Here is a 26,708-nt window from a genome sequence, read left to right as displayed (position 1 = left end):
GGTGTTTCCGACTCTATCAGATCTTTTTCCGATCCGATTTCCTCGGTGCTTTCCAGGTTCCCGCTCTCGCGTTTCCCTTTCCGGCGGTTCCGACTCTATCAGATCTTTTTCTCGACCTGACCCTCAGTCAGCGGGGTTTGTCCTGGGCTTTTAGGCTTTCGCCCGTCGGCCTTTCGACATTCGCTACGCTAGCCGATTTCCCCGGCGACTCATAATCGAGTCCTTGCGAGTTCGAATTCGGGTACGCGGGCGCACCGAAGACGACCCCGCTGAAGGGGTGATCGTTAGGTAGTGGGTTGGCCGCTCCGGCTGCAGGCGATCGCCGTACCCGGTTCAGCGGCTCGGGCTACATTACGCACCTTCTGCGGGCGAGTCAACTTCCCAGCCGACTTCGGCGGCGCCTCGGCACATGGGCCCGGTACGGGCTCACCGTCGGGTCGTCGGCGACCCAGAAGCGCCACGGGTGGACGTCGCCGTTGCCGCCCTCGGCGGCCACTCCGGTGCGCGGGCCGTTGCGTACCTGGTCGGAGGGGACGGGCGTACCGGTCAGCATCCGTATAGGGGTGTCGCCGGCGGCGCAGGCGTCGGTGCCATCGAGGGTTCGGTCCACGTCCAGGGCCATGGCCAGGCGGGCTGGACCTTTGGCCAGTTCCCTGTCGTTGCGGGCCGAGAGGCGGCGGGCGCGGACCAGCTCGGCGCCCTCGACGATCTCGCCGGCGCGGAGCAGGACTCCGCTCGCCCTGCCCTCCGGTCCGCACACCAGGTTCATGCAGTGCCACATGTCGTTCCATCATCGGCAAGGGTGAGGCGCGACAGCGCCCCCTGTGTCTTGTTGGCTTACTCCTGACGGCCCCTTCCGGGGCCGCACTGTCGTTGAGCGCTGCGACTGTGGCGGCCGGCTCCGCGGCGACTCATCAGCAAGCCGCGAGCGAGGCGCACAGCGGCTCAGGCTCCGGCGGACGGCTTGGCTCTCGGGCTCAGTCGGTACGCCGAGACCGTTGGATCACCGGCGAGGTAGAAGCGGTGCTGCCAGTCATGGGCTTTGCTCACGCCTACCCGAGGACCGACCCGGATGAGTGCGGCGGGTACCGGCTCGCCCTCGGACAGCGCGACCGAGGCGCCTGTCAGCAGGTCTGTGCCGTTGTGCTCTGCCGTGATTCCGAGCGCTTGGCAGAAGTTCCCCGGACCCCGGGCGAGACGTGGACTCTCGACCTTGCCCCCTCGCCGCTCACGGGCCAGTTCTTCCCCTTCGATGACCCTGCCTGCCCGGATGAGGACGGCTGTAGCAATGCCGTCTGCGCCGGTGACGATGTTGGCGCACCAGTGGAGTCCGTGAGACCGGTAGACGTACAGGTGTCCCGCAGGTCCGAACATGACGGCGTTTCGGGGTGTCCTGCCTCGGTACGCGTGGGAGGCAGGGTCGGCCGAACCGGAGTACGCCTCGGTCTCCGTGATGGTGATGCTCACGGTTCCCTCGGGGGTCTCGTGGGTGAGGATGGCACCTAGCAGCTTGGGGGCGACTTCTTCAGCGGGGTGAGCAAGATCTACGACGTTCATGCCGACCGCCTTGACATGCCGTAGGTGAAGTAGACGTATACGTGACCGGGGGGACCGAACATCACTCCGTCGCGGGCCGTGCGGCCTCGAAAGGCGTGGGAGCCGGGGTCGTTCGGTCCGTCGTAGGCCTCCGTCTCCGTCAGGCGCAGGGCGATCGGGCCGTCGGGGGTCGTACGCCTCAGCACGCGGCCCAGCAGATCAGGGGCGACCTCCACGACGGGGCGGTCGAAGAACTCTCCGGGCAGCGGCATACGGTCCGAACGCGCGATCACGGCTCACGAGCGTAGTCCAGCCGGATGGGATCATTGATCGGGAATCATCCAGGAACCGATCAGGAGGTACCGAGGTGACCGAGCTCAAGCGGCGGCCGCTCCCCCACGACTTCCATCCGCCCGTGCCGTCCTTCACGGTCACGAGCGACGACGTCCGGGAGGGCGCGACGCTCGGGGACGCTCAGGTCCATGCGGGCGGGAACACCTCCCCGCAGCTGCGCTGGACGGGTTTCCCGCCGGAGACCAAGAGTTTCGCCGTGACCTGCTACGACCCGGACGCCCCGACGGGCAGCGGGTTCTGGCACTGGGTGGTGTTCGACATTCCGGCCTCGGTGACGGAGCTGCCCGCGGGCGCGGGCGGCGGCGCGTTCAAGGGGCTTCCCAAGGGCGCCGTGCACGCGCGCAACGACTACGGCACGAAGGACTTCGGCGGTGCCGCGCCGCCGCCCGGGGACGGACCGCACCGGTATGTGTTCACGGTGTACGCCGTGGACCAGGACAAGCTCGGTCCGGACTCGGATGCCTCGCCCGCGGTGGTGGGCTTCAACCTGCGCTTCCACACTCAGGCGCGCGCCCAGCTGATCGGCGAGTACGAGAATCCCGCCGAGGGGTGAGCCGCACGGCGCGCAGGCCGCCGTTCACTGAACGTTTGCCCGCTTCTGGTCTTGGACGTGGCCGGGGGCGGGCATTTTTATTGCGTTGTCCATCCCGGCGAGCCCGGCCAGAGTTGATCCAGCCCGCCAGGGGGTGGGCCGGCGCTCTTGGGAGGTGGGCTGGGATGCGGGACACGCTGGTACTGAACGCGAGCTTCGAGCCGCTGTCGACGGTGACGCTGAAGCGAGCGGTCGTGTTGGTGCTCCAGTCGAAGGCCGTGGTCGAGCAGGCCCATCCGGAGCTGCGGCTGCGTGGTGCCGAGGTCGACATCCCCGCGCCCCGGGTCATACGGCTGTGCCGGTATGTGAGGGTGCCGTTCCGAAGACAGGCTCCGTGGTCGAGGCGGGGTGTGCTGGTACGTGACCGGCACCGGTGCGCATACTGCGGGCGGCGCGCGACAACCGTGGACCACGTGGTGCCGCGGTCGCGGGGCGGGCAGGACACCTGGCTGAACACGGTGGCCTCGTGCGCGGAGGACAACCACCGCAAGGCGGACCGGACTCCGGAGCAGGCCGGGATGCCGCTGCTGCGGGAGCCGTTCGAGCCGACGCCCGCGGACGCGATGCTTCTGGCGCTGGGGCAGGAGGAGTTCGAGGCGCTTCCCGCCTGGCTGGCCCGGTCGGCCGCATAAGGCATACGTCAGTGGGGCCCGCCTTCGTAGCGAAGGCGGGCCCCACTGACGTGACGGACCGGGCGGGTCAGTCGATGGACGGCTTCTCGCGGCGTTCGGTGGCCGCGGGGGCGTTGCCGCCGCTCGGAGCGCCGCCCAGGGAGCCGAAGTTGCCGATGGCTCCGGACAGGCCCTTGAGGGCGTCGCCGATCTCGCTGGGCACGATCCAGAGCTTGTTGGCGTCGCCCTCGGCGATCTTCGGGAGCATCTGGAGGTACTGGTAGGAGAGCAGCTTCTGGTCGGGGTCTCCGGCGTGGATGGACTCGAAGACGGTGCGGATGGCCTGGGCCTCGCCCTCGGCGCGCAGGGCGGCGGCCTTGGCCTCGCCCTCGGCGCGCAGGATCTGGGACTGCTTCTCGCCCTCGGCGGTGAGGATGGCGGCCTGGCGCGTACCTTCGGCGGTGAGGATCGCGGCGCGCTTGTCGCGGTCGGCGCGCATCTGCTTCTCCATCGAGTCCTGGATGGAGGTGGGCGGTTCGATGGCCTTCAGCTCGACGCGGTTGACGCGGATGCCCCACTTGCCGGTGGCCTCGTCGAGGACGCCGCGCAGGGCCGCGTTGATCTCCTCGCGGGAGGTCAGGGTGCGCTCCAGGTCCATGCCGCCGATGATGTTGCGCAGCGTGGTGACCGTGAGCTGCTCGATGGCCTGGATGTAGCTGGCGACCTCGTAGGTGGCGGCGCGGGCGTCGGTCACCTGGTAGTAGATGACGGTGTCGATGTTCACGACCAGGTTGTCCTGGGTGATCACCGGCTGCGGCGGGAACGGCACGACCTGTTCACGCAGGTCGATGCGGTTGCGGATGGTGTCGATGAACGGGACGACGATGTTGAGGCCCGCGTTCAGTGTCCTTGTGTAGCGGCCGAAGCGCTCGACGATGGCGGCGCTCGCCTGTGGGATGACCTGGATCGTCTTGATCAGGGCGATGAAGACCAACACCACCAGGATGATCAGAACGATGATGACCGGTGCCATCGTTGCTGCCCGTACCCTTCTCCGCCTCGGCTCTTTCGGAAGATCTTACGGTTGTCGAAGATCTTGCTGGTCGAGTCTGACAGACCGTTGCCCAACTCGTGGCCTGTTCGGTCCACTTGCGTTGTCGCCTTTGGTGCGAGGTCACATGACGACGGCGGTGGCGCCCTCGATGTCCACGACGTCCACCTGTTCGCCGGCTTCGTAGACGTGGTCCGTGTCGAGCGCGCGTGCCGACCAGATCTCCCCGGCGAGCTTGATACGGCCGCCGGCCCCGTCGACGCGTTCCAGGACGACGGCCTGCTTGCCCTTCAACGCGTCCACTCCCGTGGCCAGTTCGGGGCGCTGCTTGCCGTGCCGGGCCGCGATGGGCCGGACGACGGCGATGAGTGCGACCGAGACGACGACGAAGGTGAGCACCTGGGCGACGACGCCGAAGCCGAAGCCCGCGGCGGCCGCGGCGGCGACCGCCCCCACCGCGAACATGCCGAATTCCGGCATCGCGGTCACCACGAGCGGGATTCCGAGCGCCGCCGCGCCGACCAGCCACCACACCCATGCGTCGATGTTGTTCACATGGTCATGTTAGGCCGCGGGCGGTGACGGCGGACAGGGTGCGGAGTGGGTTCAGGACAGCGGCAGTCCCTGGGCGGTCCAGCGGTCACCGACCTGTTCGACGACGAGCGGGAGACCGAAGCACAGGGAGAGGTTGCGGGAGGTGAGTTCGAGCTCCAGCGGGCCGGCGGCGAGGACCTTGCCCTGGCGGATCATCAGGACGTGGGTGAAGCCGGGGGCGATCTCCTCGACATGGTGGGTGACCATGATCATCGAGGGGGCGATCGGGTCCCGGGCGAGCCGGCCGAGGCGGCGGACCAGGTCCTCGCGACCGCCGAGGTCGAGACCGGCGGCGGGCTCGTCGAGCAGGAGCAGTTCGGGGTCGGTCATCAGGGCGCGGGCGATCAGGGTGCGCTTGCGCTCGCCCTCGGAGAGAGTGCCGAACCTGCGGTCCAGGTAGTCGCTCATGCCGAGGCGGTCGAGGAAGGCGCGGGCGCGCTGCTCGTCGACGTCCTCGTACTCCTCCTGCCAGCCGGCGGTCATGCCGTAGGCGGCGGTCAGCACGGTCTGGAGCACGGTCTGACGCTTGGGGAGCTTCTCGGCCAGGGCGATGCCGGCCATGCCGACGCGGGGACGCAGCTCGAAGACGTCGGTGCCGGGCTTGCCGAGCGTCTCGCCGAGGACGGTGGCGGTGCCGCTGCTGGGGAAGAGGTAGGTGGAGGCGACGTTCAGCAGGGTGGTCTTGCCGGCGCCGTTGGGGCCGAGGATGACCCAGCGCTCACCCTCCTTGACCGACCAGGAGACCTGGTCCACGAGAGCCCGGCCCTCACGGACCACGGATACGTCCTGAAGCTCCAGAACATCGCTCATGAGCGCGTTGTCTCCCCTTGCAGTGTGCCGCCGGTCTCGGCTGTCGCGTACGCCTGTGGCTGGGTCCGCCGCGCCGGTGGGCGCAGCCCTGACCGAATCTACGCCACGAGCCGGGCGGGCCGTTCCATCGGTCCGGTCCTTAGGGTGGAGGCATGCTCTCGGAACCGCGCTCTGGACGCCTCACCTCATGGGGAAACTCCCTCTTGTCCGGATATGTCTCGCCGGATGACGCTGTGCTCGCCATCGTCGGGGACGACGCCGTCCATCGAGTGGAAGGGCTGCCCGGGGAGTCGGGGCCGGTCGGGCTCACGTTGGCGCTGGGGCGGCTGCGGCGGCTCGGGGTGGGCGCGCTGCGGGTGGCGCTGCCCGCGCCGGGGCATCCGCTGGGGCTGAGCGGGCCGCCGGAGTTCAACGCGCGGGCGCTGGAGGCCGGGGAGGCGGTGCTCTGCCACGGGGCCGCCTTCGGGCTGGTGCCCCAGGTGCACGAGGCCGGGCCCAAGGGCGATGTGCACGCGGAGGTGCTGTGGCACGTGCTGCCCGTGCGGGAGGCGCCGCCGGCCGACGTGCCGTCGCTGGGCGAGGCCGAGCGGGAACTGGCGGAGGCGCTGCGGGAGGCGACTTCGGTGCTGTCGCGGATGGACGTGGCCGGATCGGGGCCGGTGGCGGAGGCGGCGATCGACGCGTACCGGGCGCGGGCCGAGCGGGGGCAGGAGGTCCTGGCACCGGGGTATCCGCCGCGGGCGGTGCGGGTGCTGGAGCTGGCGCGGCGGGTGGCGCTGCTGGTCTCGCTGGCGTACGAGAAGGGGCACGGGGGCGCGGTGAGCGCGTCCGAGATGGCGGCGCGGGGGGCCGCGCTGCGGCCGGTGGAGCGGACGGCTCGGCGGGCGCAGGTGGCGGCGTACAACTCGGTGGTGGAGGAGCGGGAGAAACGGGACAAAGGGGCGAACTGACGAGTGGCGTGACCGGCGTCGAGACTGCCCGCGGACGGGCGAAACGGATCGCGAAACGGCCTCCTGGGGGGAGCCAGGAGGCCGTCGGTCCAGGTGGCTCAGTGGTTGAGGCCGAGGTTGCCGAAGGCGGGGTTCAGGACGCCGATGACGTTGACGCTGTTGCCGACGGCGTTGACCGGGATGTGGATCGGGGCCTGGACGACGTTGCCCGAGACGACGCCCGGGGAGCCCTTGGCGGCACCGCCCGCCCAGGCACCGTCGGTGGCGGAGGCCATCGAGGCGCCGGCGGCCACGAGCCCCCCGGCCACCATCGTCACGGCCGCCGCCTTCTTCAGGTTCTTCACTTCTGACCCCTCCTGGTGATCGCCGCGGCAGTCGCCGCGGCACGCACTGGAGAACGGCCGGGCCGCACGGAGGTTGCGCCATCCGGGGGACATTCCCACGACGGTATGAATCTCAGTCCGGAGCGGGACCCTCCGAATTGCCGTCCGCGGGCGGAGTCAGCCGCTCACGCCGTGGCGTACGGCCCACAGCGCGGCCTGGGTGCGGTCCGCGAGGTCGAGCTTCATCAGGATGTTCGACACATGTGTCTTGACGGTCTTCTCGGAGAGCACCAGGGCCCGGGCGATCTCGCGGTTCGAGCGGCCGTCGGCTATCAGGCCGAGCACCTCCCGCTCCCGCTCCGTCAGTGACGTTCCGCGGCTCTGGCCGGAGTTGCTCTCCTCCTGGGACAACAGGGCGCCCGCGACCTCCGGTTGGAGGAGGATGTGTCCGGCGTGCACCGAGCGGATGGCGCCGGCGAGCGCGTCGGGGTCCACGTCCTTGTAGACGTACCCGGCGGCGCCCGCGCGCAGCGCCGGCACCACCGTGCGCTGCTCGGTGAAGCTGGTGACGATCAGCACGCGCGCGGGATTGTCGAGTTCGCGGAGCCGACGCAGCGCCTCGACCCCGTCCATGACGGGCATCTTGACGTCCATGAGGACGACGTCGGGCCTCAGTTCCTCGGCGCGGGCGACTCCCTCGGCGCCGTCCGCCGCCTCGCCCACGACCTCGATGTCGTCCTGCACCTCCAGAAAGGTGCGCAGGCCCCGGCGGACCACCTGGTGGTCGTCGACGAGCAGCACCTTGATTGCGTCAGCCACCGGGGACCTCCATCTCGATCGCGGTGCCCTTGCCGGGCTCCGATCCCACCGTCAGCCGTCCGCCGGCCCCGCTCGCCCGGTCCCGCATGGAGACCAGGCCGAGGTGGCGGCCCGCGCGGCGCACCGCGTTCGGGTCGAAGCCGGTGCCGTCGTCGGTGATCCGCAGGACGGCGCCGCCGCCGCGGCGGTCCAGCGTGACGTCGACGTGGTCCGCCCGCGCGTGCCGCAGCGCGTTGTGCAGGGCTTCCTGGGCGACGCGGAGCATGGCCTCCTCCTGCGCGGCCGGCAGGGCGCGGATGCCGCGGGTGGTGAAGGTGACACGCGCGCTGTGGGCGCGGTCGAGGACCTGGATCTGGGTGCGGAGGGTGGCGACCAGGCCGTCCTCGTCGAGGGCGGCGGGGCGCAGCTCCACGACGGCGGCGCGCAGTTCGTCGACGGCCTCGGCTGCGAGGACGGCGACCTGCTGCAATTCACCCTTGGCGCGCGCCGGGTCGCGGTCGACGAGGGCGGTGGCGGCCTGGGCGGTCAGACGCAGGGAGAACAGTTTCTGGCTGACCGCGTCGTGCAGTTCGTGGGCGAGGCGGGAGCGCTCCTCGGCGATGGTCAGCTCGCGGCTGCGTTCGTAGAGGCGGGCGTTGGTGAGGGCGATCGCGGCGTGCTGGGCGAGGATGGCGAGCAGTTCCTCGTCCTCCTCGGTGAAGCCGCAGCCGCCCCGGGGCCTCTCGCAGTTCTTGTTCGCCAGGAACAGGGCGCCGATGACCTCGTCGCCGTCGCGGATCGGCAGGCCCAGGAAGTCGGACATCTCCGGGTGGGCGGCGGGCCAGCCCTCGAAGCGCGGGTCCTCGCGCAGGTCCGCGAGGCGCTCGGCGCGGGCCTCGTGCAGCATCGCGGCGAGGATGCCGTGCTGGCGCGGGAGCGGGCCGATGGCCCGCCACTGCTCTTCGCTGACCCCGTCGACCACGAACTGGGCGAAGCCGCCGTGGTCGTCCGGTACGCCGAGGGCGGCGTACTGCGCGTCGAGCAGTTCGCGGGCCGAGGCGACGATCGTCTTCAGGACGTCGCGCACCTCCAGATGCCTACTCATGGCCAGCAGCGCGGCGCTCACCGCGGCGAGGCCGGACCTGGGGCCTTGACTCATGTCCTCACGGTACCGGCGGGGGGTGACGGCGCGGATCGGCCCTGTGACGGCCGCGCCCCGGTCGCTGGACCTAGGTCCGGCGGCCCAGTACCGGACAGGCCGGGGGCGGCGGCGCGTACCGCGTCCTACCGGGAAAACCGCTCACCCAGTGCGTTGCAGCGGCAACCAACGGTGAGAAAACCTCTCCCCCGATGTGAGGGCACCCATAGGACGCAGATCACGTACGAACGGACATAGGAGACAGACCCCCCGTCACGAACGGGACAGACGATCCCGTCTGTCCTATTTTGTCCGTTCTGCTCCACTATCCGGCTTCGTACGTCACACCTTTGCCAGGGCATTTTGCGGCCGCTAAGAATTGCTCTCGTCGCTCAACGCCGCGGGTTTCCGCTCGCGGCGATTGTGTGGGACGGACCCCCTCCCGCAGTCCGGAGAGCGACCTCCGAGCTACTCGAAGAGGTCTATTCGCCATGCCCGCAAACTTCCGTCGTCCCAGTCGTGCCCTGGCCCAGCCCCGCAAGATCGCCGTCGCCGGCGTCGCCGTCCTCGGTGCGGCCGCCGTGGCCTTCTCGGCCGCGCCCAGCCAGGCCGAGCCTGCGAGCAGCGTCGCCGCCGCCCCTGTGCAGCTCGGCTCCCAGCCGATCCAGGGCGTCAAGGCCAGCGTCACCGACCAGCTCGCGGGCGAGAGCGTGAAGATCCAGGCCATCGCGGCCCAGAAGCAGGCCGCCGCGAAGCAGCAGGCCCAGGCCGCCGTCCTGCACAAGGCCAAGGCCGCGCACGAGGCCAAGCAGACCGCGAGCCGGTCCGCCGAGCGCCCGCAGATGCAGACGGTCGCCGTCCACACCAGCTACGGCAACAACCTGGACGGCTGGATCCGGCAGGCGCTCGCCGTCATGAAGCAGCACAACATCCCCGGCTCCTACAACGGCCTGCACCGCAACATCATGCGCGAGTCCTCGGGAAACCCGAACGCCATCAACAACTGGGACATCAACGCGCGCAACGGCATCCCGTCCAAGGGGCTGCTCCAGGTCATCGGCCCGACCTTCAACGCGTACCACGTGCCCGGCACGTCCAAGAACATCTACGACCCGGTCGCCAACATCACCGCCGCCGCCAACTACGCGGCGCACCGGTACGGCTCCATCGACCACGTCAACAGCGCGTACTGAGGCCGGCGCGGACCTCTGACAGCACGCCGAAGGGCGGCACCCCGCTGCGGGGTGCCGCCCTTCGTGCCGTGGCGCGGCGCGGTTACTTGCGCATGACCTCCGGCTCGTGGCGGCGCAGGAAGCGCGCCACCAGGAAGCCGCACACGACACCGAGCGCGATCAGCGCGACCATGTCGATGCCCCAGGCGGAGGCCGTGTGGTCCCACAGCGGGTCGGTACTGGTCGGGTCGTCGGTGTTCGGGGCGATGTTGTTGAAGTCCAGCGTGGTGCCGGCGGCGGCCACCGCCCAGCGCGACGGCATCAGGTACGAGAACTCGTTGACGCCGATGGTGCCGTTCAGCGTGAACAGGCAGCCGGTGAACACCACTTGGATGATGGCGAACATCACCAGCAGCGGCATGGTCTTCTCGGCGGTCTTCACCAGCGAGGAGATGACCAGTCCGAACATCATCGAGGTGAAGCCGAGCGCCATGATCGGCAGGCACAGCTCGAACAGCGTGGCGTTCCCCAGGATCAGGCCCTTTTCGGGGATCTCGCGGCTGGAGAAGCCGATCACGCCGACCATCAGGCCCTGGATCAACGTGACCGCACCGAGCACGACCACCTTGGACATCAGGTACGCCGAGCGGGACAGGCCGGTGGCGCGTTCCCGCTCGTAGATGACCCGTTCCTTGATCAGCTCACGGACGGAGTTCGCGGCGCCCGCGAAACAGGCGCCGACCGCGAGGATCAGCAGCACCGTGGTCGCCGTGCCGTTCGGGACGTGCAGTCCCGTCGTCCGGTTGATCTGCTCGTTGACCAGCAGACCGCGGTTGTGGTCGATGAGCAGGCTGACCGCGCCGAGCACCGCCGGCAGGATCACCGACAGCGCCAGGAAGCCCTTGTCGGAGGCGATCACCGACACGTACCGCCGGATCAGGGTCATCAGCTGCGAGCCCCAGCCCTGCGGCTTGGGCGGCCTGATGGCCTGCGGCGGAGGCATGTGTACGGCCTGCGGCTCGACGGCGTCGATGTCCGCGGCGTACATCTGGTAGTGCTGCGAGCCCTTCCAGCGGCCCGCCCAGTCGTAGTCGCGGTAGTTCTCGAAGGCGGAGAACACATCGGCCCAGGTGTCGTAGCCGAAAAAGTTCAGCGCCTCCTCCGGCGGGCCGAAGTAGGCCACGGCGCCGCCCGGCGCCATCACCAGCAGCTTGTCGCACAGGGCCAGCTCGGCCACGGAGTGGGTGACGACGAGGACCGTGCGGCCGTCGTCCGCGAGTCCCCGCAGCAGCTGCATGACATCGCGGTCCATACCCGGGTCGAGACCGGAGGTCGGCTCGTCCAGGAAGATCAGCGACGGCTTGGTGAGCAGCTCCAGGGCCACCGAGACACGCTTGCGCTGGCCGCCCGAGAGGGAGGTGACCTTCTTGTCCTTGTGGACGTCCAGCTTCAGCTCGCGCAGCACCTCGTCTATGCGGGCCTCGCGCTCGGCCGCCGTGGTGTCGGCCGGGAAGCGCAGCTTGGCCGCGTACTTCAGGGCCTTCTTCACGGCCAGTTCCTTGTGCAGGATGTCGTCCTGCGGGACCAGGCCGATGCGCTGGCGCAGCTCGGCGAAGTGCTTGTAGAGGTTCCGGTGGTCGTAGAGGACCTCGCCCTGGTCGGCGGGCCGGTAGCCGGTGAGCGCCTTCAGCAGGGTCGACTTGCCGGAACCGGACGGGCCGATGACCCCGACCAGCGACTTCTCCGGGACACCGAAGGAGACGTCCCGCAGGATCTGCTTGCCGCCGTCGACCGTCACGGTCAGGTGGCGGGCGGAGAAGGACACCTCGCCGGTGTCGACGAACTCCTCCAGCCGGTCGCCGACGATCCGGAACGTCGAGTGGCCGACGCCGACGATGTCCGTCGGGCCGAGCTGCACCGAGCCGCCCTTGGGGACCGGGTGGCCGTTGACGTACGTGCCGTTGTGCGAGCCCAGGTCGCGGATCTCGAAGCGGCCGTCGGGCGTGGCGTGGAACTCCGCGTGGTTGCGGGAGACCTGGAGGTCGGAGACGACCAGGTCGTTCTCCAGGGCACGGCCGATGCGCATCACGCGGCCGAGCGAGAACTGGTGGAAGGTCGTCGGGCTGCGGTCGCCGTAGACCGGCGGCGCCCCCGCGCCGCTGCCGGGGCCCTGCTGCTTCGGGATCGACGGCGTCTGCTGCCCCTGCTGCGGTTCCTGCCGGCCGGCCTGCGGGGACTGCTGCTGCGGCGCCTGCTGCGCCCAGCCGGGGTTCGCCCCCTGCGCCGCGTACGGCTGTTGCTGCGGCTGGGCCTGCGGCGTCGCCGCCGGGGCCGCGGCGCCGGAAAGGCTCAGCAGCGGCCCGTCGGTCGCGTTGCCGAGATGCACGGCCGCGCCCGGCCCGAGTTCCAGCTGGTGGATCCGACGGCCCTGCGCGAAGGTGCCGTTGGTGCTGCCGTGGTCCTCGATGACCCAACTGCGGCCGTTGAAGCTGACCGTGGCGTGACGCCAGGAAACCCTGGCGTCGTCGAACACGATGTCCCCCTGCGGATCGCGTCCCAGGGTGTAGGACCGGGACGGCTCGAGCGTCCAGGTCCGTCCATTGGTTTCAAGTACGAGTTCCGGCACTCCAAGCCCCACTGAGTTGTCCCCCGAGTTGCCCCCGTCGCGGGGAGTCTAGGGATGTCGAACATCGTGGGGAACTATTTCAGGCTCAGCCCACTGACCGAAAGCCGGGCCTTGTGAAGAGTGTGTACGTCCGCTTCGGCTGCTTTTTCGCCGACGGGGTTGAAACCCCGCCGGAGAGTGGTATTTCACGCGAGGGGGACATGCGCGGCGGCCGGGCCGCGCCGCGGATCGGGGGGTCTGCCATGAGTGCTGCCACGGACGTCGGGACCGCGAGGCACGGTGCGCGCCTGCCATGGCTCGACGTGCTGCTGTCCGCGATCGCCTCTGTGAGCTGGGCGTTGATCGGCATGGCGGGCACGGCCGCGCTCGGTCTGCATCTGCTGCGGGCCGACGCGGCGGGTTCGCTCGGGCCGATGACCGCCGCGGTAGTGGCACTTGGGGCGGGTGGTTCGGTCACGCCGTCCGGTGATGTGTCCGCGTTCGGCCTGAAAGGCGCCGAGGCGCACACCGCCCTCCAGATCACGCCACTCGGGGTGAGCCTGGTCGGTGCGTTACTGCTGTCGTGGTTCTTCCTACGATCCTTGCGCGCGACGGGAGTTGTGATCGCTCCCGCCGAACTCCTGGCCCGGGTGGGCGCGGTGGTGGCGCTGTTCGTGGCGGTGCTGGGCGGGCTGGCCTGGGCGGGCCACGACGTCGTCACGATCGACGGGGGCGCGCTCGGGCTCGGCAGGCTGCCGGGCGGCGCGGGATCCGGCGGCGTGAGCATTCCGGGGCTCGGCGATCTGGGGGACATCGGCGGGCTCCTGCCCGACCGCATCGGCAGGCTCATCGACGCCAAGGCGGCGGTCGGCTTCACCGTCGACACGGCGCCGACCCTGCTGGGCGGGCTCGCATGGTCGGCCGGGGTCCTGCTGATCGCGCTGCTCGCCTCGCGCCGCACGCCGCTGCCGCGCGGCTGGGAGGCCGTGCACCGGGTGGTGCGGCCCGCCGTGTCGGCGCTCGTCACGGTGCTGATGGTCGTCGTGGCGGCGGGTCTCGCGGCGGCCGCGTACGCCGCGATCGGCGACGACCATCCCCGGCGCATCGCGGGCGCGGCACTGCTCGGCACCCCCAACGGGGTGTGGCTCGGCATCACGATCGGCCTCTTCGTCCCCTGGGACGGCAGGGCGACGGGTGAACTGACCGGGCTCCTGCCGGACCCGCTGGACAGGCTGCTGACGGCGCACTCCGACCATCCGGTCACGCTGTCCCGTCTGGCCGACCTGGACGGCCGGGTGTGGCTGCTGGGCGTCGCGGCGGCGCTGGCGATGCTGCTGGCGGGGGTGCTGACGGCGGTACGGACTCCGGTGGGGGCGGCGCCGGGCCGCGGCGCCCTCGGCCTCGCGGGGCGGTGCGCGCTGCGGCTGGGCGCCGCCACCGCGCTGGCGCTGCCGCTGCTCGCGTGGTCGGCGGAGGTGTCGGTGGACGCGTCCTTGTCCGTCCTCGGCTTCGACGCGTTCGGCGCCGGGGTGGAACTGCGCGGGCATCTGGGCACGGCGCTGCTGCTCGGCGCCGTGTGGGGGGCCGGCGCGGGCGCCGTGGGCGCTCTGCTGGTGTGCGCGACCGGAGCCGCCGGCAGCCGTGCGGCGCCCTTGGCACAGGGTGACAGGGCAGTCGCGGAAGGGGGCGCCTCGGGGGCTGGGGCTGCGGAGGGAGCCGGTCACGAGATACGGACCGCCGCGAACGAGGCCGGGCAGCCCGGCCGTACGGGCGGACCCGGCCCCTATGCCTCGGGGACCCCCTACACACCGGGGACGCCGTACCGCCCGCCGAACCCGTCCACCAACCCGTACCTGCGCCTGCCGGACGAACTACGAGCCCCACAGGACGCCCGTCCCGAGGAAACCCGCCCACGGGACGTACGCCCATCGGACGGCCGCGGGCTGTCCGGTGGGGCGGAGTCCGCCGAGGCGGGCGGACTCGGCGGCGGGTGGGCCCGGCCGGGTCCGCAGGACGGCCGAGGGCAGTCCAGTTGGGCGGAGTCCGCCGAGCCGGAGGGGCCGGGCCGACCGGACGGACCGGGCGGTGGGCGGGCTCGGTCGGAGGCTTCGGGCCGACCGCGAGACCAGCAGGACACCCGTTCGGCGGGCCACCGTCCACCCGACAGCCGCAGGCCGTCCGGTCGGGCGGAGTCCACCGAGCAGGAAGGGCCGCGCGGACGCGGCGGCAGGCGGGGCCGGCCGACGGCCTCGGACCGACCGCGAGACCCGCAGGACACCAATCCGGCAGACGGCCGAGGCCAGTCCGGCCGGGCGGAGTCCACCGATCCGGACTGGCCGGGCGGAGCAGGCGGCGGGCGGGACCGGCCGGTGGCCTCGGGCGGGCCGCGAGACCAGCAGGACACCCGTCCGGCGGGCCACCGTCCGTCCGACGGCCGAAGGCAATCCGAGTGGGCGAAGCCTGCCGAGCCGGATGGGGCGGGTGGACCAGGTGGTGGGCGGGACCGGTCGGCGGGTTCGGGGGGCGACGTGTACGAGGCGCCGACGGTGGTCGGGCCTGTGCGGCCGCTCCCGCCCCCGCCCCCGCGGCCGCCGAAGCGGCCCCCGGGAGCACAGGACGATGGGCCGCCGCCTCCGCCCAGGCCGCCCCGGTCTCCGAAGAAGTGAGCGCCGGACGGTAGCGAGGCCGTCGTCCGGTGGACACCTGTTGTTCGCTGTCCGTCAGGCGGACCTGAGGGGCAGCGGACACTGGGTGCCGGATACGGTGGAAGCACCATGAGCGCTTCGCAGACCTCTGCCGATCCCACCCTTCTCGTCAAGATCTTCGGGAAGGACAGGCCGGGCATCACGGCCGGTCTCTTCGACACCCTCGCCGCCTACTCCGTCGACGTGGTCGACATCGAGCAGGTCGTCACCCGTGGCCGGATCGTGCTGTGCGCGCTCGTCACCCAGCCGCCCGCCGCGCTGGAGGGCGACCTGCGGGCCACCGTGCACAGCTGGGCCGAGTCGATGAAGATGCAGGCGGAGATCATCTCCGGCCGCGGCGACAACCGGCCGCGCGGCCTCGGACGCTCCCTGGTCACCGTTCTCGGCCACCCGCTCACCGCGGAGGCGACCGCCCGGATCGCCGCACGGATCACCCGGGCCGGCGGCAACATCGACCGTATCTTCCGGCTGGCCAAGTACCCGGTGACGGCAGTGGAGTTCGCGGTGTCCGGCGTGGAGACGGAGCCGCTGCGCACCGCTCTCGCGACGGAGGCCGCGGCACTCGGTGTCGATGTCGCGGTCGTCGGGGCGGGCCTGCACCGGCGGGCCCAGCGCCTGGTCGTCATGGACGTGGACTCCACGCTCATCCAGGACGAGGTGATCGAACTGTTCGCCGGGCACGCCGGCTGCGAGGACAAGGTCGCCGAGGTGACGGCGGCGGCGATGCGCGGCGAGCTGGACTTCGAGCAGTCGCTGCACGCGCGCGTCGCACTGCTGGAGGGGCTGGACGCCTCCGTGGTGGACAAGGTGCGCAGCGAGGTGCGCCTGACGCCGGGCGCGCGCACCCTGATCCGTACGCTCAAGCGGCTCGGTTACCAGGTCGGTGTCGTCTCGGGCGGCTTCACCCAGGTCACGGACGACCTGAAGGAACGGCTCGGGCTGGACTTCGCGCAGGCCAACACCCTGGAGATCGTCGACGGGAAGCTGACCGGCCGGGTCACCGGCGAGATCGTCGACCGGGCGGGCAAGGCGCGACTGCTGCGCCGCTTCGCCGCCGAGGCGGGCGTTCCGCTGTCGCAGACGGTGGCGATCGGTGACGGCGCGAACGACCTGGACATGCTCAACGCGGCCGGTCTCGGGGTCGCCTTCAACGCCAAGCCGGTGGTGCGGGAGGCGGCGCACACGGCGGTGAACGTGCCGTTCCTCGACACCGTCCTCTACCTGCTCGGGGTCACCCGCGAAGAGGTCGAGGCGGCGGACGCGCACGAGGAGAGCTGAGCGGTCCGCGCCGGCCGCCTCCCGCAGCGCCGTCGGGCTACTCCGACGGCGCCCAGTAGTCGAGCAGTGTGGCCACGCCCGGCTCCAGGGCCTTCCAGGAGCCGTCGAAGGACAGCACGGCGAACGCGGCGGCCGGGAACCCACGGCGGTTCATCCGCTCGCGGGCATCGCCCTCGGCCGAGCCCGACAGCACCTCGGCAAGGCCCTGGATGCCCGGGTTGTGGCCGATGAGGATCACGCTCCGCACATCGTCCGGCGTCTCGTTGAGGACGGTGATCAGCTCGCCGGGCGAGGCGTCGTAGACCCGCTCCTCGTAAACGGTCTTCGGCCGATGCGGCAACTCGTGGACGGCGAGCTTCCAGGTCTCGCGGGTTCGGATCGCGGTCGAGCACAGGGCCAGGTCGACGGGGACACCGGCGTCGGCCAGCTTGCGGCCGGCGACTGCGGCGTCCGTGCGGCCCCGCTCAGCGAGTGGTCGTTCGTGGTCGGCCACCTGCGGCCAGTCGGCTTTCGCATGCCGGAAGAGGACAATCCTGCGGGGTTCTGCGACGCTCATGCGTCCCAGCTTCGCATGAAACAGGCCATGGGGCGCAGGGAGTTGACATGCGCCTTTTCAGGGACAGCGGGCGGCACGGGCCCGTGCCCCGAGGACGGCGTCCGGGGCGCCTTCGTGGGGTGTCAGCGGGCGAGCAGTTCCCGGGCGTGCCGGAACAGCTGGGTGAGCGCGGGGTCGCCGGCTGCCGCCTGTGCGTCCGCCGGGTTGCGTATCAGGAAAAGCAGCGCGACGAACGCCAGCACCGGCAGGGCCAGGGCCCACCACGGCAGCCGGGAGTCGACGCCGGCGCCCGTGGTCGCCGGGTGGGGCCGGGTGTGCGTACGCGCCGACATGATCGCCTCCGCTGATCTCCGAGGTCCGCCGACCGCCTCTCGCGGTCACATCTCGAAGCTACGGAATCCGCGCTCCCCGGCCCATCCGGTGATCCACCCACTTGCCCCTGACCCTCACCCCCTAGGGGATGGGGGGTTAACCCCACCATCGACCCTGAGGAGCCGGCTCACGGACGCGCGGGCGTCACGGGACGCACGTACGGCGCGGGGGTCACGGCGGGAAGGCGTCACCGCGCGCGGGGAAAGCGACCGCCGCCGCGCGAGGCCACGGCGGCGGATCGGTCACGGCGCCGCGAGGGTGGCGACGATGGCGATGATCACGAAGATGGCGAAGAACGTGCCGAGGACGAACAGCATCTTCCTCTGGCCGTCCTTGGGGTTCGGGTCGAGCACAGGCTGCATGCGCCCCAGTCTCGCACCCTTCGCCCGGTACGCGGCCCGCGGGGCCGCCTCAGCGCGCCGCCTCGTCCTCCACCGTGCGGTCGCGGCCCGCCACGTAGCCGACCACCATCTGCGGCACCATCAGTCCGGCCATGAGCGCGATGGGCAGCCCCCAGCCGCCGCTGCTCTGGTACAGCACGCCCACCAGCAGCGGACCCGGGATGGAGATCAGGTAGCCGGTGCTCTGCGCGAACGCGGACAGCTGGGCCACGCCCGGACCGGTCCTGGCCCGCATGCCGACCATCGTGAGCGCGAGCGGGAAGGCGCAGTTGGCGATGCCGAGGAGCAGGGCCCAGGCCCAGGAGCCGGTGGCGGGCGCGAGATAGAGACCGGCGTAGCCGATCAGGCCGCAGACGCCGAGGACCAGCACGATCGGGCCCTGGTGGGGCAGCCGGGTGGCCAGGCGCGGGATGACGAAGGCCAGCGGCACGCCCATCGCCATGGTGACGGCGAGGAGCAGTCCGGCCTTGCCGGCGGGGACGCCCGCGTCCCGGAAGATCTGCGCCATCCAGCCCATGGTGATGTAGGCGGCGGTGGCCTGGAGTCCGAAGAAGACGGCCAGGGCCCAGGCGGTACGGCTCCGGGTGATGCGCAGCGCCGGGGCCTGCGCCTCCCGCGCGTGGGCCGCTTCCCCGGACGCGGGTCCGGTGTGGGCCGGCGCCTGCGCGGTGGTGCGGGACCGGTCCCGTACCACCGGCAGCCACGGCAGCACCGCCGCCGCGGCGAGCAGGGCCCACACGGAGAGTCCGGAGCGCCAGCTGCCGCCGAGCGCCCCGGTCAGCGGCACGGTCACCGCGGCGGCGGTCGAGGTGCCGAGGGCGAGGGCCATCGAGTACAGGCCGGTCATGGTGCCGACCCGGTCGGGGAACCAGCGCTTGACGATGACGGGCATCAGGACGTTGCTGACGGCGATGCCCATGAGGGCCAGCGCGCTGGCGGCGACGAACGCGGCCGTGCTGCCCACGTAGGGCCGTATCACCAGTCCGGCGGCGATGGCGACCATGCCCGAGCACACCACGGCGGCCGGCCCGAAGCGGCGGGCCAGCCGGGGTGCCATGACGCCGAAGACGGCGAAGCAGAGCGGGGGCACGGAGGTGAGCACTCCGGCCACGCTGCCGCTCATGCCGAGCCCGTGGCGGACCTCCTCCAGGAGCGCGCCGAGGCTGGTGATGGCGGGGCGGAGGTTCAGCGCGGTCAGCACGAGTCCGACGACGACCAGGCGCGTGGTCCACGCGCGCGTGGCGCCGCCACCGGGCGCTCGTCGTCCGTGCGGTTCCGGCTCCGGGATGTCCCGGGAATTGGTGGTCGCGGCCGGGATGCGTTCGGTCGTCTGTGTCGTCGTGCGGGTCGTTTCCTCGCGTGGCATGAGAACCATCATAGAATGATGGGATGATTGGTTGTCGACGCCTCGGGGTCCTGGCCCCGGGTCCCGCGTGCGAAGGTGTGCCATGCCACTGAGCCATCCGCGCCGGTCGGCGCTGTCCGAACAGGTCATCGCCGCCCTGCGCAGCCAGATCACCACGGGCGAGTGGTCGGTCGGCTCCCGCATCCCGACGGAGCCGGAGCTGGTGGAGCAGCTCGGTGTGGCCCGCAACACGGTCCGCGAGGCGGTCCGGGCACTGGCCCACAACGGCCTGCTGGACATCCGCCAGGGTTCGGGCACGTACGTCGTGGCGACCAGCGAGCTGGCGGGCGTGATGCACCGCAGGTTCGCCGAGGCCGATCCGCGGCACATCGCCGAGCTGCGTTCCGCGTTGGAGTCGGCCGCGGCCGGGCTGGCCGCGGAGCGGCGCACCGAGAAGGACCTCAAGCAGCTCCACGCGCAGTTCCTGCGCCGCGAGCAGGCCTGGGAGTCCGGTGACACGGAGGCGTTCGTGACCGCGGACGCCACGTTCCACCTGGCGGTGGTGGCCGCGTCCCACAACGACGTCATGACGGCGACGTACGCGGATCTGGGCGAGGTGCTGCGGGACTGGCTGCGCGCGGACGTCGGCGCGGAACTGACGCCGGATACGTACATGGACCACACCCGGCTGCTCGACGCGATCCGCGCGGGCGACGCCGAGACGGCCGCCGCCGAGGCCGCGAGCTACGCGCTGCTGTGCCGTACGGGCCGGATCACTTCGCCCGCGGGCAGGTGACCCGGACCGAGCGCACCTCCTTCCCGCAGCGGCCGGTCGTCCGGACGGCCCGCGCGGGCCCCGAGGCCACCGCGGAGCCGTCGCTGTCGGGGTCCCACCACCGGTCGCACTCGATGTGCGGGCCGGCGCGGCCGGTCCCGGATTACGGGTTGTGGCAGTACGCCGTCGCCTGGGAGCCGGAGACGGAGCTGGTGGCGCGGCAGCCGGCGCCGGACGGCTCCGGCGCCGCGGGCAGCCCGGCACGCGCACGCGTGCGCGGCGTCGCCCGAACGGCAGCGACGGCCCGTACGGCAGCGGCAGCGGCAGCGGCAGCGGCAGCGGCAGCGGCAGCGGCAGCGGCAGCGCGAGAACGACGGCCACTGTCGGTGGGGCTGCACTGCGGACGCGGGAACGGCGGAGGGCCCGCACCCCGGGGTGCGGGCCCTCGAACGTCGCCGAAGCTCAGCGGCGCGGCGTCACGCGCCGATGGCGTGCAGACCGCCGTCGACGTGGATGATCTCGCCGGTGGTCTTCGGGAACCAGTCGCTCAGCAGGGCCACGATGCCCCGGCCGGCCGGCTCGGGGTCCTTCAGGTCCCACTCCAGCGGGGAGCGGGTGTCCCACACCGAGGCCAGGTCGCTGAAGCCCGGGATGGACTTGGCGGCCATGGAACCGAGCGGGCCCGCCGAGATGAGGTTGCAGCGGATGTTCTGCTTGCCCAGGTCGCGCGCCATGTAGCGGCTGGTCGCCTCCAGGGCGGCCTTGGCCGGGCCCATCCAGTCGTACTGCGGCCAGGCGTACTGGGCGTCGAAGGTGAGGCCGACGACCGAGCCGCCGTTCTGCATCAGCGGCAGGCAGGCCATGGTCAGCGACTTCAGCGAGAACGCCGAGACGTGCATGGCCGTGGCGACCGACTCGAACGGCGTGTTGAGGAAGTTGCCGCCGAGCGCGTCCTGCGGCGCGAAGCCGATGGAGTGGACGACGCCGTCGAGGCCGCCGAGCTCCTCGCCGACGACGTCGGCCAGACGGCCCAGGTGCTCGTCGTTGGTGACGTCGAGCTCGATGACCTTGGTCGGCTTCGGCAGCTTCTTGGCGATGCGCTCGGTCAGCGTGGGCCGCGGGAACGCGGTCAGGATGATCTCGGCGCCCTGCTCCTGGGCCAGCTTGGCGGTGTGGAAGGCGATGGAGGACTCCGTCAGCACACCCGTGATCAGGATGCGCTTGCCCTCGAGGATTCCGCTCATGGTGATCAGTGACCCATTCCCAGTCCGCCGTCAACGGGAATGACGGCTCCAGTGATGTACGAGGCGTCGTCCGAGGCGAGGAAACGCACTGCCGCGGCGATCTCCTCCGGCTGCGCGTAACGGCCGAGCGGCACCTGCCCCATGATGTTCTCGCGCTGCTCGTCGGAGAGCGCCCGGGTCATGTCGGTGTCCACGAAACCGGGGGCGACGACGTTGAAGGTGATGTTGCGCGAGCCCAGCTCACGGGCGAGGGACCGCGCGAAGCCGACCAGGCCGGCCTTGGAGGCGGCGTAGTTGGCCTGGCCCGCCGAGCCGAGCAGACCGACCACCGAGGAGATCAGGACGACGCGGCCCTTCTTGGCGCGCAGCATGCCGCGGTTGGCCCGCTTGACGACGCGGAAGGTGCCGGTGAGGTTGGTCTCGAGGACCGAGGTGAAGTCCTCCTCGGACATGCGCATCAGGAGCTGGTCCTTGGTGACGCCGGCGTTGGCGACGAGGACCTCGACGGGGCCGTGCTCGGCCTCGATCTCCTTGTAGGCCTGCTCCACCTGCTCGGGGTCGGTGATGTCGCACCTGACGGCGAGGCAGCCCATTTCCTTGAGGGCGGCCGGCGGCTCCCCCGAACGGTAGGTGATGGCGACCTTGTCGCCCGCGTCGGCGAACGCACGGGCGATGGCGAGGCCGATCCCCCGGTTGCCTCCGGTGACGAGAACCGAGCGGCTCAACGGATCACCCTTTCGATAGCGGTCTGAAGCATTCCGACAACCCGCCCGAACACCTCGATGACAGGCGGCTTCACCGAAAACCTATCGGTCCGGCCACGCCACCGGGCAATCGGGCACCGACAGTGGCTCTCCCCGGCTCCTGTCGGGTTCCTACAGTCGCAACGACCTGGTCAGTCCCCCGTGCCGGGACGTTCGCCGAAAGGTCCGCCCGTCCCCTGTCGCTTACTCGGAGGAACACGACGCGTGCGACGTGATTCACTGCCCGCGACGGCCATCACAGGAGAGCGCCTCGAAGGGAAGCCCGCCCGTGCCCCACGAAGTCGATCAGTCGTTCCTCGCCCTGCCCCTACGGCCCCTCGCCGACGCCGCCCTGGCACGCGCGCGTTCCTTGGGGGCCGAGCATGCGGACTTCCGGTTCGAGCGGGTGCGCGCTGCGTCCTGGCGGCTCAGGGACGCCCGGCTCGCCGGGTCGTCGGACAGCACCGACCTGGGATACGCGGTGCGTGTCGTGCACGGAGGGACCTGGGGGTTCGCCTCGGGGGTGGACCTGACGCCGGACGCGGCCGCCAAGGTCGCCTCGCAGGCGGTCGCGATGGCCAAGCTGTCGGCGCAGGTCATCAAGGCCGCGGGGTCCGACGAGTACGTGAAGCTGGCGGACGAGCCGGTACACGCCGAGAAGACCTGGGTGTCCTCGTACGCGATCGACCCCTTCACCGTGCCCGACGAGGAGAAGGCGGGGCTGCTCGCCGAGTGGAGCGCGCGTCTGCTCGCCGCCGACGGCGTCGATCATGTCGACGCCTCGCTGCTGACCGTGCACGAGAACAAGTTCTACGCCGACACCGCCGGGACCGTGACCACGCAGCAGCGGGTGCGGCTGCATCCGCAGCTGACCGCCGTGTCGGTGGACGACTCCAGCGGCGAGTTCGACTCGATGCGCACGCTCGCCCCACCCGTCGGGCGGGGCTGGGAGTACCTCACCGGCACCGGCTGGGACTGGGAGGGCGAGCTGGAGCGGATTCCCGGGCTGCTCGCCGAGAAGATGCGCGCGCCGAGCGTCGAAGCGGGCCTCTACGACCTGGTCGTCGACCCCTCCAACCTGTGGCTGACCATCCACGAGTCCATCGGCCACGCCACCGAGCTGGACCGGGCCCTCGGCTACGAGGCCGCCTACGCCGGCACCTCGTTCGCCACCTTCGACCAGCTGGGCAAGCTGAAGTACGGCTCCGAGCTGATGAACGTCACCGGCGACCGCACCGCCGAGCACGGCCTGGCCACCGTCGGCTACGACGACGAGGGCGTCGAGGCGCAGTCCTGGGACCTGGTCAGGGACGGCACGCTGGTCGGCTACCAGCTGGACCGCCGGATCGCACAGCTGACCGGGTTCGAGCGGTCCAACGGATGCGCCTTCGCCGACTCCCCCGGCCATGTGCCCGTGCAGCGGATGGCGAACGTGTCGCTCCAGCCCGACCCGGCCGGGCTGTCGACCGAGGATCTCATCGGGAGCGTCGACCGCGGGATCTACGTCGTCGGAGACCGGTCCTGGTCGATCGACATGCAGCGCTACAACTTCCAGTTCACGGGTCAGCGGGCGTACCGGATCCGTAACGGCCGCCTCGACGGGCAGGTACGGGACTTCGCCTACCAGGGGATCACGCCCCAGTTCTGGGGCTCCATGGCGGCCGTGGGCGGACCGCAGACGTATGTCCTGGGCGGCGCCTTCAACTGCGGCAAGGCCCAGCCGGGCCAGATCGCGGCGGTCTCGCACGGCTGCCCGTCGGCCCTCTTCAAGGGCGTCAGCATTCTGAACACCACGCAGGAGGCCGGTCGATGAGCGTCGGTTTCGGAGCCGGCCGGGGGTCCGGGGGTTGTCCCCCGGAAAAGCACAGCCTGAACACCACGCAGGAGGCCGGGCGATGACCGTCAGCTTCGGAGCCGGCCGGGGGTCCGGGGGTTGTCCCCCGCAAAAGCACAGCCTGAACACCACGCAGGAGGCCGGTCGATGAGCCCGCGTACCAGCAAGCCGCACGAGATCGTCGAGCGCGCCCTCGCACTGTCCCGGGCCGACGGGTGCGTCGTGATCGCCGACGAGCAGTCCACCGCCAATCTGCGCTGGGCGGGCAACGCGCTGACCACGAACGGTGTCACGCGCGGACGCACCCTCACCGTGATCGCGACCGTCGACGGCCGGGAAGGCACCGCCTCGGGCGTGGTGTCGCGGGCCGCCGTGACCGAGGACGAGCTGGAGCCGCTGGTGCGGGCCGCGGAGGCCGCCGCGCGCGGGGCGGGGCCCGCCGAGGACGCCCAGCCGCTGGTGACGGACGTACCGCAGTCCCCGGGCTTCACCGACGCGCCCGCCGAGACCTCCTCGGCGGTGTTCGCGGACTTCGCGCCCGCGCTCGGCGAGTCGTTCGCACGCGCGCGTGCCGGTGGCCGCGAACTGTACGGCTTCGCCAACCACGAGATGGTGTCGACCTATCTGGGTACGTCGACGGGCCTGCGGCTGCGCCACGACCAGCCGGCCGGGACGCTGGAGCTGAACGCCAAGTCCCCGGACCGCACCCGCTCGGCGTGGGCCGGGAGGTCCACGCGGGACTTCAAGGACGTGGACCCGGCGGCGCTGGACGCGGAGCTGGCCGTACGGCTCGGCTGGGCGGAGCGCCGGATCGAGCTGCCCGCCGGGCGGTACGAGACGCTGCTGCCGCCGACGGCGGTCGCCGATCTGCTGATCTACCAGATCTGGTCGTCCTCGGGCCGGGACGCCGCCGAGGGGCGCACGGTGTTCTCCAAGCCGGGCGGCGGCACCCGCGTCGGCGAGAAGCTGACCGAGCTTCCCCTGACGCTGCGCAGCGATCCGGACGAGCCGGGCCTGGAGTGCGCGCCGTTCGTGGTCGCGCACTCCTCCGGGGACGACCGGTCGGTGTTCGACAACGGGCTGCCCGTGCACGCCACCGAGTGGATCGGCGGCGGCGAGCTGCGGCATCTGCTGACCACCCGGCACAGCGCCGGCCTGACCGGTCTGCCGCTCGCCCCGTCGGCCGGCAACCTCGTCCTCGACGGCGGCACCGACCGCTCGCTCCAGGAGATGGTCGCCGGCACCGAGCGCGGGCTGCTGCTCACCTGCCTGTGGTACATCCGCGAGGTGGACCCCGCGACGCTGCTGCTCACGGGCCTGACCCGGGACGGCGTGTACCTCGTGGAGAACGGCGAGGTGACCGGTGAGGTCAACAACTTCCGGTTCAACGAGTCGCCGGTGGACGTGCTGGGAAGGGCGACCGAGGCCGGGCGGACCGAGAAGACGCTGCCCAGGGAGTGGAGCGACTACTTCACCCGGGCCGCGATGCCGGCGCTGCGCGTCCCGGAATTCAACATGAGCTCTGTCAGTCAGGGCGTATAACCTCGTAGTCGGCTGTCACCCGACTGCCCGAAGAGCACCGAGCATCACCTAGGAGACACGAGAACCGTGACGGACATCGTCGACGAGCTGAAGTGGCGTGGGCTGTTCGCCCTGTCCACCGACGAGGACGCTTTGCGCAAGGCGCTCGCGGACGGTCCCGTCACGTTCTATTGCGGCTTCGACCCGACGGCACCGTCACTGCACGTGGGGCACCTGGTGCAGGTGCTCACCGTGCGCCGGCTCCAGCAGGCCGGGCACCGACCGCTGGCGCTGGTCGGCGGGGCCACGGGCCTGATCGGCGACCCCCGCCCGACCGCCGAGCGCACGCTGAACGACCCGGAGACGGTGGCCGGCTGGGTGGACCGGCTGCGCGGCCAGATCGAGCCGTTCCTGTCCTTCGAGGGCGAGAACGCCGCCGTGATGGTGAACAACCTCGACTGGACGCAGGGCCTGTCCGCGATCGAGTTCCTGCGGGACATCGGCAAGCACTTCCGGGTCAACAAGATGCTGACGAAGGACTCCGTCGCCCGCCGTCTGGAGTCCGACCAGGGCATCAGCTACACCGAGTTCAGCTACCAGATCCTCCAGGGCATGGACTTCCTCCAGCTCTACCGGAGGTACGGCTGCGCGCTCCAGCAGGGCGGCAGCGACCAGTGGGGCAACCTCACGGCCGGCCTCGACCTGATCCACCGCCTTGAGCCGGACGCGGCGGTGCACGCGCTCGCGACGCCGCTGATGACGAAGGCGGACGGCACCAAGTTCGGCAAGACCGAGGGCGGCGCGGTCTGGCTCGACGCGGAGATGACGACGCCGTACGCGTTCTACCAGTTCTGGCTGAACGTGGACGACCGGGACATCTCCCGCTACATGCGCATCCTGTCCTTCAAGTCCCGCGAGGAGCTGGAGGAGCTGGAGCGGCAGACCGAGGAGCGTCCGCAGGCGCGGGCCGCGCAGCGCGCTCTGGCCGAGGAGCTGACGACACTGGTGCACGGCGCCGAGCAGACGGCCGCCGTGATCGCCGCGTCCAAGGCGCTGTTCGGCCAGGGCGAGCTGACCGGGCTGGACGAGCGGACCCTGGCCGCGGCGCTGTCGGAGGTGCCGCGTGCCGAGGTCACCGAGCTGGGCCCGGTGGTCGACCTGTTCGCCGAGGTCGGCCTGGTGCCCAGCAAGTCGGCCGCGCGCCGCACGGTGAAGGAGGGCGGCGCCTACGTGAACAACGTCAAGGTCACCGCCGAGGACGCGGTCCCCGCCGCGGAGGACCTGCTGCACGGCCGCTGGCTGGTGCTGCGCCGGGGCAAGAAGAACCTGGCGGCGGTCGAGGTCACGAACGGCTGAGCCCGGACGTACGACCAGGCACGAAGGGGGCGGCCCACACGGGA

At 71.2% G+C, this 26,708-nt stretch carries 23 protein-coding genes and 3 pseudogenes; 10 read left to right on the top strand and 16 right to left on the bottom strand.

The annotated features are described in order from the left end of the window. Positions 1–373 precede the first annotated feature (373 nt). From ACIQFZ_RS20570 to ACIQFZ_RS20560, 3 genes and pseudogenes are all read right to left on the bottom strand, one after another. Positions 374–781 (bottom strand): annotated as a pseudogene (locus ACIQFZ_RS20570) (DNA-3-methyladenine glycosylase); the annotation flags it as partial. Between the two features lie 164 nt (positions 782–945). After that, positions 946–1,557 (bottom strand): DNA-3-methyladenine glycosylase, encoded by a 612-nt coding sequence (locus ACIQFZ_RS20565; protein ID WP_376555979.1) that lies wholly within the window; start codon positions 1,555–1,557, stop codon positions 946–948. Between the two features lie 12 nt (positions 1,558–1,569). Beyond that, positions 1,570–1,829, bottom strand: a pseudogene (locus tag ACIQFZ_RS20560) (DNA-3-methyladenine glycosylase); the annotation flags it as partial. Between the two features lie 74 nt (positions 1,830–1,903). On the opposite strand from ACIQFZ_RS20560, the gene ACIQFZ_RS20555 reads away from it, so the two are divergent. Together ACIQFZ_RS20555 and ACIQFZ_RS20550 are read left to right on the top strand one after the other, a co-directional pair. Further along, the gene (locus tag ACIQFZ_RS20555; protein ID WP_383057463.1) at positions 1,904–2,443 is read left to right on the top strand and encodes a YbhB/YbcL family Raf kinase inhibitor-like protein; all 540 of its coding nucleotides are present in this window, start codon (positions 1,904–1,906) and stop codon (positions 2,441–2,443) included. 164 nt (positions 2,444–2,607) lie between these two features. Next, positions 2,608–3,114, top strand: a complete 507-nt coding sequence (locus ACIQFZ_RS20550; RefSeq protein WP_361425056.1) for an HNH endonuclease — start codon at positions 2,608–2,610, stop codon at positions 3,112–3,114. A 67-nt stretch (positions 3,115–3,181) separates the two neighbouring features. Here ACIQFZ_RS20550 and ACIQFZ_RS20545 read toward each other — a convergent pair whose 3' ends face one another. The 3 genes from ACIQFZ_RS20545 to ACIQFZ_RS20535 all read right to left on the bottom strand — a co-directional run bounded on the left by ACIQFZ_RS20545 (position 3,182) and on the right by ACIQFZ_RS20535 (position 5,548). Then, positions 3,182–4,126 carry an SPFH domain-containing protein gene (locus ACIQFZ_RS20545; RefSeq protein ID WP_141362274.1) on the bottom strand — a complete coding sequence of 315 codons (945 nt, stop codon included), beginning with the start codon at positions 4,124–4,126 and terminating at the stop codon, positions 3,182–3,184. Positions 4,127–4,267: 141 nt separating this feature from the next. Beyond that, the gene (locus ACIQFZ_RS20540; RefSeq protein ID WP_402691838.1) at positions 4,268–4,699 is read right to left on the bottom strand and encodes an NfeD family protein; all 432 of its coding nucleotides are present in this window, start codon (positions 4,697–4,699) and stop codon (positions 4,268–4,270) included. 51 nt (positions 4,700–4,750) lie between these two features. After that, positions 4,751–5,548: an ABC transporter ATP-binding protein gene (locus ACIQFZ_RS20535; RefSeq protein ID WP_361425049.1), complete on the bottom strand. Its 798-nt coding sequence runs from the start codon at positions 5,546–5,548 to the stop codon at positions 4,751–4,753. A gap of 152 nt (positions 5,549–5,700) precedes the next feature. Here ACIQFZ_RS20535 and ACIQFZ_RS20530 point away from each other — a divergent pair, with 152 nt between their 5' ends. Next, the gene (locus tag ACIQFZ_RS20530) at positions 5,701–6,498 is read left to right on the top strand and encodes a hypothetical protein (protein WP_365775907.1); all 798 of its coding nucleotides are present in this window, start codon (positions 5,701–5,703) and stop codon (positions 6,496–6,498) included. A gap of 98 nt (positions 6,499–6,596) precedes the next feature. On the opposite strand, the gene chpE is transcribed toward ACIQFZ_RS20530, so the two are convergent. The 3 genes from chpE to ACIQFZ_RS20515 all read right to left on the bottom strand — a co-directional run bounded on the left by chpE (position 6,597) and on the right by ACIQFZ_RS20515 (position 8,778). After that, on the bottom strand, positions 6,597–6,842 hold the full coding sequence (chpE, locus tag ACIQFZ_RS20525) for a chaplin ChpE (protein ID WP_361425043.1): 246 nt from the start codon (positions 6,840–6,842) through the stop codon (positions 6,597–6,599). Positions 6,843–6,998: 156 nt separating this feature from the next. Next, complete coding sequence (locus tag ACIQFZ_RS20520) at positions 6,999–7,640, bottom strand: response regulator transcription factor (RefSeq protein ID WP_365425345.1); 642 nt, start codon at positions 7,638–7,640, stop codon at positions 6,999–7,001. After that, complete coding sequence (locus ACIQFZ_RS20515) at positions 7,633–8,778, bottom strand: GAF domain-containing sensor histidine kinase (protein WP_402691837.1); 1,146 nt, start codon at positions 8,776–8,778, stop codon at positions 7,633–7,635. The genes ACIQFZ_RS20520 and ACIQFZ_RS20515 overlap by 8 nt, the downstream gene beginning before the upstream one ends. A gap of 470 nt (positions 8,779–9,248) precedes the next feature. On the opposite strand from ACIQFZ_RS20515, the gene ACIQFZ_RS20510 reads away from it, so the two are divergent. Then, a complete protein-coding gene (locus ACIQFZ_RS20510) occupies positions 9,249–9,950 on the top strand; it encodes a transglycosylase SLT domain-containing protein (protein WP_365425341.1) in 702 nt (233 codons plus the stop codon). A gap of 82 nt (positions 9,951–10,032) precedes the next feature. On the opposite strand, the gene ACIQFZ_RS20505 is transcribed toward ACIQFZ_RS20510, so the two are convergent. Continuing rightward, positions 10,033–12,555 carry an FHA domain-containing protein gene (locus ACIQFZ_RS20505; protein ID WP_383057458.1) on the bottom strand — a complete coding sequence of 841 codons (2,523 nt, stop codon included), beginning with the start codon at positions 12,553–12,555 and terminating at the stop codon, positions 10,033–10,035. Positions 12,556–12,797: 242 nt separating this feature from the next. Here ACIQFZ_RS20505 and ACIQFZ_RS20500 point away from each other — a divergent pair. Further along, a pseudogene (locus tag ACIQFZ_RS20500) lies at positions 12,798–14,759 on the top strand (streptophobe family protein); the annotation flags it as partial. Positions 14,760–15,308: 549 nt separating this feature from the next. Further along, complete coding sequence (serB, locus tag ACIQFZ_RS20495; RefSeq protein ID WP_141362259.1) at positions 15,309–16,517, top strand: phosphoserine phosphatase SerB; 1,209 nt, start codon at positions 15,309–15,311, stop codon at positions 16,515–16,517. A 37-nt stretch (positions 16,518–16,554) separates the two neighbouring features. On the opposite strand, the gene ACIQFZ_RS20490 is transcribed toward serB, so the two are convergent. From ACIQFZ_RS20490 to ACIQFZ_RS20475, 4 genes are all read right to left on the bottom strand, one after another. Next, positions 16,555–17,073, bottom strand: a complete 519-nt coding sequence (locus ACIQFZ_RS20490) for a histidine phosphatase family protein (protein WP_365425337.1) — start codon at positions 17,071–17,073, stop codon at positions 16,555–16,557. Positions 17,074–17,195: 122 nt separating this feature from the next. Continuing rightward, the gene (locus ACIQFZ_RS20485) at positions 17,196–17,405 is read right to left on the bottom strand and encodes a hypothetical protein (RefSeq protein ID WP_402691836.1); all 210 of its coding nucleotides are present in this window, start codon (positions 17,403–17,405) and stop codon (positions 17,196–17,198) included. A 282-nt stretch (positions 17,406–17,687) separates the two neighbouring features. Beyond that, positions 17,688–17,807: an SGM_5486 family transporter-associated protein gene (locus ACIQFZ_RS20480; protein ID WP_263637344.1), complete on the bottom strand. Its 120-nt coding sequence runs from the start codon at positions 17,805–17,807 to the stop codon at positions 17,688–17,690. Between the two features lie 49 nt (positions 17,808–17,856). Continuing rightward, positions 17,857–19,212, bottom strand: coding sequence for a CynX/NimT family MFS transporter (locus ACIQFZ_RS20475; protein ID WP_376651343.1), 1,356 nt, complete (start codon positions 19,210–19,212; stop codon positions 17,857–17,859). Between the two features lie 82 nt (positions 19,213–19,294). On the opposite strand from ACIQFZ_RS20475, the gene ACIQFZ_RS20470 reads away from it, so the two are divergent. Beyond that, the gene (locus ACIQFZ_RS20470; RefSeq protein ID WP_383057454.1) at positions 19,295–19,987 is read left to right on the top strand and encodes a FadR/GntR family transcriptional regulator; all 693 of its coding nucleotides are present in this window, start codon (positions 19,295–19,297) and stop codon (positions 19,985–19,987) included. A 455-nt stretch (positions 19,988–20,442) separates the two neighbouring features. Here the strand turns inward: ACIQFZ_RS20470 and fabI are convergent, their stop codons facing one another. Both fabI and fabG read right to left on the bottom strand, forming a co-directional pair. After that, positions 20,443–21,210 (bottom strand): enoyl-ACP reductase FabI, encoded by a 768-nt coding sequence (fabI, locus tag ACIQFZ_RS20465; RefSeq protein WP_361425007.1) that lies wholly within the window; start codon positions 21,208–21,210, stop codon positions 20,443–20,445. Positions 21,211–21,215: 5 nt separating this feature from the next. Then, the gene (gene fabG, locus ACIQFZ_RS20460) at positions 21,216–21,935 is read right to left on the bottom strand and encodes a 3-oxoacyl-[acyl-carrier-protein] reductase (protein ID WP_361425004.1); all 720 of its coding nucleotides are present in this window, start codon (positions 21,933–21,935) and stop codon (positions 21,216–21,218) included. A 307-nt stretch (positions 21,936–22,242) separates the two neighbouring features. Between fabG and ACIQFZ_RS20455 the strand changes: the two genes are divergently transcribed. The 3 genes from ACIQFZ_RS20455 (at position 22,243) to tyrS (ending at position 26,664) form a co-directional block, all read left to right on the top strand. Continuing rightward, the gene (locus ACIQFZ_RS20455; RefSeq protein WP_402691835.1) at positions 22,243–23,766 is read left to right on the top strand and encodes a TldD/PmbA family protein; all 1,524 of its coding nucleotides are present in this window, start codon (positions 22,243–22,245) and stop codon (positions 23,764–23,766) included. Between the two features lie 168 nt (positions 23,767–23,934). Continuing rightward, positions 23,935–25,329, top strand: a complete 1,395-nt coding sequence (locus ACIQFZ_RS20450; RefSeq protein ID WP_383057450.1) for a metallopeptidase TldD-related protein — start codon at positions 23,935–23,937, stop codon at positions 25,327–25,329. A gap of 66 nt (positions 25,330–25,395) precedes the next feature. Beyond that, positions 25,396–26,664, top strand: a complete 1,269-nt coding sequence (gene tyrS / locus ACIQFZ_RS20445) for a tyrosine--tRNA ligase (protein ID WP_365431973.1) — start codon at positions 25,396–25,398, stop codon at positions 26,662–26,664. Positions 26,665–26,708: the final 44 nt, after the last annotated feature.

The organism is Streptomyces sp. NPDC093064 (genome assembly GCF_044754605.1).
Classification (GTDB): Bacteria; Actinomycetota; Actinomycetes; order Streptomycetales; family Streptomycetaceae; genus Streptomyces.
Note: the sequence above shows the minus strand (reverse complement) of the source record. Positions and strands in the feature narration are given on the sequence as shown.